Origin of the sequence: Aliifodinibius sp. S!AR15-10, assembly GCF_031569985.1 — a bacterium.
Classification (GTDB): Bacteria; Bacteroidota; Rhodothermia; order Balneolales; family Balneolaceae; genus JAMQKA01.
Map to the genome: position 1 here is coordinate 40,927 of NZ_JAMQKA010000046.1, position 8,291 is coordinate 49,217.

5 protein-coding genes are annotated in these 8,291 nt (G+C 49.9%); 3 read left to right on the forward strand and 2 right to left on the reverse strand.

The annotated features are described in order from the left end of the window. Positions 1-16 precede the first annotated feature (16 nt). Complete coding sequence (locus NC796_RS21055; protein WP_310687486.1) at positions 17-2,686, forward strand: c-type cytochrome; 2,670 nt, start codon at positions 17-19, stop codon at positions 2,684-2,686. A 725-nt stretch (positions 2,687-3,411) separates the two neighbouring features. Here the strand turns inward: NC796_RS21055 and NC796_RS21060 are convergent. Continuing rightward, positions 3,412-4,113, reverse strand: coding sequence for a DNA-binding domain-containing protein (locus tag NC796_RS21060; protein WP_310687488.1), 702 nt, complete (start codon positions 4,111-4,113; stop codon positions 3,412-3,414). Between the two features lie 254 nt (positions 4,114-4,367). Here NC796_RS21060 and NC796_RS21065 point away from each other — a divergent pair, with 254 nt between their 5' ends. Both NC796_RS21065 and NC796_RS21070 read left to right on the forward strand, forming a co-directional pair. Continuing rightward, on the forward strand, positions 4,368-4,670 hold the full coding sequence (locus NC796_RS21065; protein ID WP_310687490.1) for a hypothetical protein: 303 nt from the start codon (positions 4,368-4,370) through the stop codon (positions 4,668-4,670). A gap of 315 nt (positions 4,671-4,985) precedes the next feature. Continuing rightward, positions 4,986-5,861 (forward strand): DUF3078 domain-containing protein, encoded by an 876-nt coding sequence (locus NC796_RS21070; RefSeq protein WP_310687491.1) that lies wholly within the window; start codon positions 4,986-4,988, stop codon positions 5,859-5,861. Positions 5,862-6,478: 617 nt separating this feature from the next. Here the strand turns inward: NC796_RS21070 and NC796_RS21075 are convergent. Further along, positions 6,479-8,161: a PAS domain S-box protein gene (locus NC796_RS21075; RefSeq protein WP_310687492.1), complete on the reverse strand. Its 1,683-nt coding sequence runs from the start codon at positions 8,159-8,161 to the stop codon at positions 6,479-6,481. Positions 8,162-8,291: the final 130 nt, after the last annotated feature.

Consider the following 8,291-nt stretch of genomic DNA (forward strand, 5'->3'; position numbering starts at 1 on the left):
CTTATAGCTACACATTATGTTTAACAAAATAACAAGCTCACTTTTCCTAATGGTTTTGTTGGCCATTATCTCAATAAGTTGCCAACAGGAAGCCCCACCCTGTAATCCCAAGCCGGCTGATGCGTCTCTTGCCGCACTCAGTGATTCCCTCTCAGGGGATCTGAACTGGCCTGAAGACCTGGATGTCACCGCATTTTCCGGTCCCGATGTGACCCCGAGTCCCGCGGCACTGGCGGTAAAGCCGACCGGTGAAGTCTTTGTGGGCATCGACATGCAGGGATCACTGGGTAAAGATCCCGGCAAGGGTTCCATTGTAAAGCTGACCGACTGCAACCAAGACGGGACGGTCGATTCGCACTCCGTGTTTGCCAAGGTCGACAACCCCCGGGGCATCATAGCGATGGGAGACAAAGTGTTTGTACTGCACACCACTTTTTCAGAGGAGACCGGCAAGGCATCGGGGATGGACTTTGTTGTCTTTGAGGACAAGGATCGCGATGGCGTTGCTGATGGCCCCTCCCAGCCGCTGATTGAAGATATCAGTAACCCCAATTACCTTCGCAGCCGGGGTACAGACCACGCCACCAACGGCATCCGCATGGGCATTGACGGGTGGATCTATATTGCGGTGGGTGATTTCGGCTTCCACGAGGCCACCGACCGCGAGGGCACCAAGCTGACCATGCTGGGCGGCGGGGTGCTCCGGGTGCGACCCGATGGAACCGAGATGGAGGTCTACACCCATGGGCTTCGCAATATCTATGATGTGGCCATCGACCCGCAAATGAATATCTTTACGCGGGGCAACACCAATGACGGCGGGGGCTGGAACGTCCGGTTTGCCCACCAGGTGCAGAGCGGGGAATACGGCTACCCGATCCTGTTCAAGCATTTTACCGAAGAGACGATCCCTGCATTAATCGACCTGGGTGGTGGATCCGGCACTGGCGCGCTTTATATGGATGACGACCGCTGGCCGGCCAAGTACAACCACGTGCCGATGATGGCCGACTGGGGACGCAGCTACCTGTATATGCATCACGTGACCCCCGACCAGGGAAGCTTTACCCAGCAGGAAGAAGAATTCATTGAGCTCCCCCAAATTACCGATCTGGATGTCGATGGTTCCGGTATCATGTACCTGTCATCCTGGGATGGGGCGGGATATACCGGCGATTCTACCAAGGGATTTACCGTACGAGCGGTTCCCGACGGACTGGACCCGAAACCGTTCCCCAGCCTGCGGGATGCCTCGATTGAAGAGCTTGCCGAGCACCTGCAGTCAGGTAGTGCCAAAGTGCGACTGGCTGCCCAGCAGGAGCTCCTGCAGCGACCGGAAGGGGAAGCAAGTGAAGCAGCTTTGAAGATTGCGCAAAACAGGCAGTTGCCCACCGACATCCGCGTGGCGGGTATCTTTACGTATGCTCAGATTGCAGGTGAAGATGGCATTGGCAACCTGGTGCAGCTCACCAATGACAAACAGGTTCAGGAATTCGCCCTGCGGGTGCTGGCCGATCGCAAAGCGTATGTCGACCAAGTGCCAACCGAGCCGTTCCTTTCCGCGCTGGATAGCTCCTCCGACCGCGTGAGGATTGCCGCTATTGTTGGACTTGGGCGATTGGGACGCACAGAGGCAGTGGATGAGCTGTTGGAAATTGAGGTCCCATCATCCTTCCAGGCGCCTGAAAAGGGTACCGAGGGTCCGCACGCTACGCCAAACCCCGATATTATTCCAGCCCACGTGGCTGCCAAAGCGCTGGTAGAGATCGGTGATACCCAAGCTCTGCTCGATGCGGTGGAAACTGAACAAAACGAGCTGGCCCTCTGGGCACTACGGTATGTTCACGAGCTGGTGGTTCCGCAGCTACTGATCGATATCTATAACAGCAGCGAGGATGAGGCATTCAAGAACCAGCTACTGCATAACCTGGCCCGCATCTACCACAAGGAAGCACCCTACGACGGTTCCTGGTGGTGGAGTACGCGTCCCGATACCCACGGACCGTATTACAAGGCGGTAGACTGGCAGGGGACCCCGCTTATTCGTGACTTCCTGGTGAAACAGTGGCGGGAGCGTTCGGAAAGCGGCAAGGAGTTATTTGCCGATCTCAACGGCAAATACCGGCTGGGCATTGAGCAGTTTGGTGGTACCGAGCCCGAGCAGCCCAAAGAAGAGGCCCCGGTGGTAGACCTGGAAGAGATCAAAAACAAGGAAGGGCAGATCGGGGAATCTTCCATAGAAGACGTGATGCTGGCCCTGGAGCAACTGGACGGGGACGTGGAGAAAGGGAAGAAACTTTTTACTCAACAGGGTTGCCAGGCGTGCCACAGCATCAGCCAGGGGGGTGTGCAGAAAGGACCGTTCCTTGGGCAGATCGGCGGAATCATGAACCGGCAGCAGATCGCCGAGTCAATCCTCAAGCCCAACGCCTCCATCTCACAGGGCTTCGCCACCGTACAGATAACCACCAGTGACGATAAAAGCTATACCGGGTTCATCACCGAAGAGACCGCCGACGACCTGGTGATCCGTAACATCGCTGGGCAGGCCACGAGGATTGAAAAGTCGAATATTTCCAACCGCCGGGAGTTGGAGACCTCGATGATGCCCGCGGGCCTGGCCAACGCCCTTTCCTACGAGGAGTTTACCTCGCTGGTCGACTTCCTCTCGGAACAGGTGGAGTAGTATTAACAGGGTACCTGGTGCGGTTCGCCTCCCGGTGGGCTGCACCTTCTATATAACAATGCCTTCTTCGATAAGATCTCTCCAGAAAGTTTTCATTGAGATGACTGTTCAAATGTAGAACTCTTTTCATAGAAAACGGGCCTTGACCAGCAACCAAGCTCCACCCCGTTGTCGTCATTTCGACCGGGAGGGAGAAATCTTTCTTGATATGGCCTCAGCTATGAATTGCACAACAAAATAAGATACGACCTGGACACTCTTTTGGGAAGCCATGAGGCAAGGTATTAAATGGTGGATAAATCTTATTTTGGGGTAGCGGTATTTGTCCTGGCTTGTGCCGGTTAGCAAAAAGATCTCTAACTAGGTTCTAGAGATGACGGGTTAAGTGGTGTGGAATAAGGCTGTGGCAACTTCCTCCTCCGTACCCGGTAAGGTACGTCCTCCCGACACGCAATGTCCGCCTGTCTGACAAGTAATGTACGCCATCCGTACATAGTAAGATACGTGGCACCGACAAGTAATGTCCTTCGGATGTACGTAGTAGGGGTACACCTTCCGTACCCAGTAAGGTACGTCACCCGTACGTAGTAAGGGTACGATATCTGTACGTAGTGGGGGAAAGCTCATTTTGATAAAAAAGCCCCTCTGCGGTTAACAGAGAGGCACGAAAGGGCCATTTATGGCTTATGTGAAACCGGAAAGATAACCGGTTCCAGTTTCTTTAACTATGAGACGGTCAGCTCTTCCGATAGGATGCCTGTACGTATCTCCGTGGTGTTTTTGACGACACTCCGTACCTCCAGCCGATAGGTGCCAGAGGCAAGTGTGGGATTCAAAAAGATCAGCTCAGCCGGCATATTTCGCAGGATTTGCGACTTAACACGCGTTTCCGTGTCGTCTTCCATATTGATAAAGAAGATGCCCTGGTTGGGGTCCTCATGGTCAAACTTCAGGAGGGAGCCGGTAATACGCGCTCCACCTGCCGGTGTGATAGTCTCGTCTTTTTTATCGCTGGAGCTATCATAATAATGGGCCAGCGTGGGACGTCGTTTGCGGGATGCTACTTTTTCAACATCGATCTCTTCGACCACTTCCTGTAGTCGCACGCCCGGGTTCACATTTACTTTAATCTCATGACGTTTTGTATCAAAGTTGTCCTCTTCGCTCTCAAACACTCCTCTAATGCCGGGACTGATATTTACCAGTGGCGTGTTGACTGCATAACCCCGCTTTACCAGGTTAATGATACCCTGCATGACCTCCTCAAAACCTGCAAGTGCTTCTGCCTTGGTGATGGTAGAGCCTTCACGGGTCATATGCTCGTAGACCTCATCGATGTCGTAACTCTCCGGGTTTATGCTGACGGCCATATAGTCGTCAGGATTTTCTGTTATCTTGTTCTCTGTCAAATAGAATTGTAGGGACATAAATATTTCTCCTTTTCAAGATGAAAGTTTACGTCGGTCTTGCATGCGTTGTCGCTGCAAACCGGCTATTGCGATTGTTCGTAGTTTTTGGGAAAGAATAAAAGTAGTTCACTCTTGGTGAACACCATCTCCCGAAAAAGTCATTTATTTTTTCACTACGCTCTGTCCTATAGACCGCCGCGAGACGAAAACCTTACAAAATTTCTTAAATTTTTTTCTTTTGATGCCGTTGGCATCTAAACAGGGGGATTATCATGACTAGCAGCACTGGTTTGGTTCATTTCTCCAGCCCAGTTCATTTACCGAAAGGCGAAGCATTTCTGTGGTTTGGAGAAATCTCCAACAATTTCTCATTCCTGCAGGTGAAGGACCAACAATTTCAGGTGAATTCAGTGCAGGTTCTTCATCATGTCAGTCAATCAAATTGCTCCTGCTACGATTGTGAATTCATAAGTTTAGCCAAGGATCTTGATCTCGAATTAATTACCATGGACAAACAACTACTGCAGGAGTTCCCGAAATTAGCTAAACATCCGCAGAAAATAATCGAATCATGAAGTTCGAGCCAGGTACCTAATCCCTCATAAACATGCTTTCTCTGCCTTTACCTCATCCCATTAGCTACTGCACCCTTCAATTGTCAAACTTAGACGTTGGACTTTCCGACCTTAAGACCTTCGGACTTTCGACTTAAACTTCAACAACTCAACATTTCAACGTCCCAACATATCAGGAGAACGTTTTTTAAAAGAATCTCTTTATATTAGTTCGAAATTATTCTGGAATAATCTTATTCACAGGTTTGAGAGTGCCCGCCCGCTGGTGCTCCAACAAGAGTAAATCTCAAATAAATCTTAAACAAAACCATCAACATGATGAAAAAACTATTACCACTATTTGCACTATTATTATTTACAGGAACACAACTACATGCCCAGGAAACCATCATTGTCAGTGATACGCTACAGGGATGGGATTACAGCTGGCTGGCGGGACTCAATGCATCGCAGGCTTCCTATTCCAACTGGGCGCAGGGAGGCGTCAACAACATCAGTGCCTCGGGGAACTCAACCCTCACCATGAAGCACAGGAAAGACAAGTTTGGCTACGGCTTCCTGCTGGGCACCCGTTATGGTAAGTCGAAGATAGAAGGGCAGGGCACTCGCAAGACCGATGACCGCCTGTCCATACGAAACCGTTTTACGTATGACTTGGCACGAGCAAACGGCAGCTATTCTGCCTATGGGAATATCAATTTCAGGACACAGTTTGACAAAGGGTATGAATATGATGCCGGTCCCAACGACGAGGATGTTCTAATCTCTCGCTTCATGGCCCCGGCCTACTTCTCGCAAGGCGCTGGTATTGCGTATATCCCATCTGACTACTTTAGTGCGGAAGCGGGTTTGGCACTAAAGCAAACCATTGTAACCGATGATGACCTGGAGACGCTCTATGGGCTGGATGAAGGGGAGACGCTCCGGAATGAGGGCGGTATTACACTCGGTTTGGGCTATGACCAGGCCATTGCCCCCAACTTTCAGCTAAGCTCCAGTGTGGAAACATTTACCAACGTGAATACCGCGATCTCCAGTACCGATGTCTACTTTTCTACGCAGGTGACCGGTAAGGTGAATGACCTGATCAACACCTCGCTGCGCGTTGACCTGGCCTATGATGATGACTTTTCCAGTGAGATACAGGTGCTTCAGGTATTTTCACTCGGTATCTCTTTTATCCTGATTTAAAGTCTGACTCAATTAGTTGTTTAATAAGACTCACGTGCGGTCCACCTTTGTGGTGGGCCGCACTTTTTTGTAGTCGCTGGGCATGGTTCGAGATGACTGTTCAGGGTTAGTTCATAATATTTGGAGGACAGGCAGCAATCAACAACCGAACCCCTCCACTCAAGCGTCATTTCGACCGTAAGGGAGAAATCTTTCTGGAAAAGGGCTTTGTTTAAAAAGGGACTACCACATGTTATACGGTCTAAACACTCTTTTGGCAGCCAGGATAAGAAGGGCACGAAATTGCTGGTGGAGTTGTCTTTCAGATTAGCGGCTGTTCCCTGTCTTTGACCTTGTTCAGGAAAGATCTCTCACTTCGCAGGCTACGTTCGAGATGACGGATTGAGGGTAGGATTCTGTTCCCCCGAGGGTGGGCATTAATCAGCAATTCTGCCTCTTCAACTAGTCGTCATTTCGATCCCGAAAGCCTTAGGGAGAGAAATATTCCCTGAAACGGGCACTATTAAGGGATTGGCAACTGAATGTAAACAGTCTGGCTAAATGTATGAGAAGTGCTGAAACGAATTATTCTGGGATGGAGACAGGTATACTATTCGTGGCCGAACTGTATTGTGTTTCTATTCCACCAAATTGCTGGCCGAGCCCTTGATTTTCATTTTCTTAAAGATCAGTTCAAACTCCGTTTCTTCCTCGTCGGAGCTATAGGTCAGGTCGGCTTCCAGCTGTTTGGTTAGCACATTTATAAGTCTGAGCCCAACTGTTGTGGGATCCTCCAAGTCGAAATCATCCGGCAGGCCCACCCCGTTGTCTCTTACTTTCAGGACAACATTCCCGTCGTTTTCAGTTAATGCGATGTGAAGCTTGCCGTCCTGGCCTTCCGGGAAGGCGTGTTTGTAGATATTGACCAACAACTCATTGAGGATAAGGGAGCAGGGGATCGCCTGGTTGATATTGAGGTCCACCGGTTCCAGGTTCAGCTCAGTTTCTATCTCCTTCGGTTGAATGGAGTTGGAAATATGTTCCAGAAGCTCAGTAATATTTTCAGCAATGTTAACCTTTGAGAAGCTTTTGGACTGGTAGAGCAGCTCATGCATCAGAGCCATCGATTTTATGCGGCTCTGGCTGTTGTTGAGCTCAGAGGTCACTTCCTCGTTCTCACTTTCATATGCCTGTAGCTGCATCATGCTCGAAACTACTGCCAGGTTGTTTTTTACCCGGTGGTGAATCTCCATCAGCAGCACCTCCTTTTCGTTGAGTGATTCCCGGAGCTGATTTTCAGCCTGCTTTCGTTCAGTGATGTCCGTTGAAACCCCACAGACACACTCTTCAAATCCCTCCACATTTTTGAGTGGTACCTTATTCGAAAGATAGGTCCGTTTTTCTCCCTTGAACTGTACCGTTTCCTCCAGTTCCACGGGTTTACCAGTTTCAATTGCCTCGAGATCAGATTCCCGCATTATTTGTACATCATCCTCATCTATAATATCGACATCCCGCTTCCCGATAACCTGTTCTTTTTGGAGCCCAAAGAGCTTCAAAAATTCGTCGTTCACAAACAGGAAAGTGCCGTCCTTTTTCTTCACATAGATAACAGCCCCGGCCTGGTCCATGATGGACTGGAGAAGCTGCTCGTGCCGTTCCAGCTCCTGCTCGGCCTGCACGCGGTCAGTGATGTCGATGCCTGTTCCCAGGATGAAATCCTGGCCTTCCTGGTGAAAATGTGCCCCGGTCAGGTAGTACCACGGGAGCTTGCCATCTTTGGTTCTCAGTTGTGAAACAAGCGTAGCCTTTCCCTCGATGAACGCCTGTTGCACCGCTTCAATCATGCGTTGCTGGTCTTTTTCCAGGTAAAAATCGAGTGGATGCATCTCCTCCAGTTCTTCCCGGCTATATCCCATGCTGTCTATCAGGTTCTGGTTTACCCGCACAAAATTTTGCTGCTCATCCAGCATGTAGAAAAGTCCGGGGAGACTGTTAATCGCTTTGTTGATAAATTCCTTTTCCTTTTCTATCCGCTCCAGGTGGCGTTTTCGTTCAATGAGTCGCCCGATCTGGATAGCAACGGACTCCAGCACTTTTTGGAGTTGGGTATCGATCTCTACAGGCTCAGTCGTGTAAAATTCGAGTACGGCCTCGCTCATCCCATCCACGATGATCGGCAGCAAGAGCCCTGTTGCAAGGTCCGCAGCCCTGGCTTTCTCAGCGCGAATAAACGAATCATCTTCAGAAGTGGTAAATACTTCAGCGTGTTGTGATTCGGCTGCCTGTCCCACCAGTCCTTTTGCATAAGAGAACTCCACCTTGCTAGTGTCATTACCACTAAATAAAAGGGGTAAATGTGATTGGGTTTTTGTATTTTTCGAATAAAACATCATGGATAAACTCACCTTTCCCGACCTCTCTCAACAAGTCAAAGATCAACTCCTTACT

What these genes read in the sequence shown, in the direction of transcription:
- NC796_RS21055 (WP_310687486.1), top strand. Translation starts at nt 17, where the DNA reads ATGTTTAACAAAATAACAAGCTCACTTTTCCTAATGGTTTTGTTGGCC.
- NC796_RS21060 (WP_310687488.1), bottom strand. Translation starts at nt 4,113, where the DNA reads ATGTCCCTACAATTCTATTTGACAGAGAACAAGATAACAGAAAATCCT.
- NC796_RS21065 (WP_310687490.1), top strand. Translation starts at nt 4,368, where the DNA reads ATGACTAGCAGCACTGGTTTGGTTCATTTCTCCAGCCCAGTTCATTTA.
- NC796_RS21070 (WP_310687491.1), top strand. Translation starts at nt 4,986, where the DNA reads ATGATGAAAAAACTATTACCACTATTTGCACTATTATTATTTACAGGA.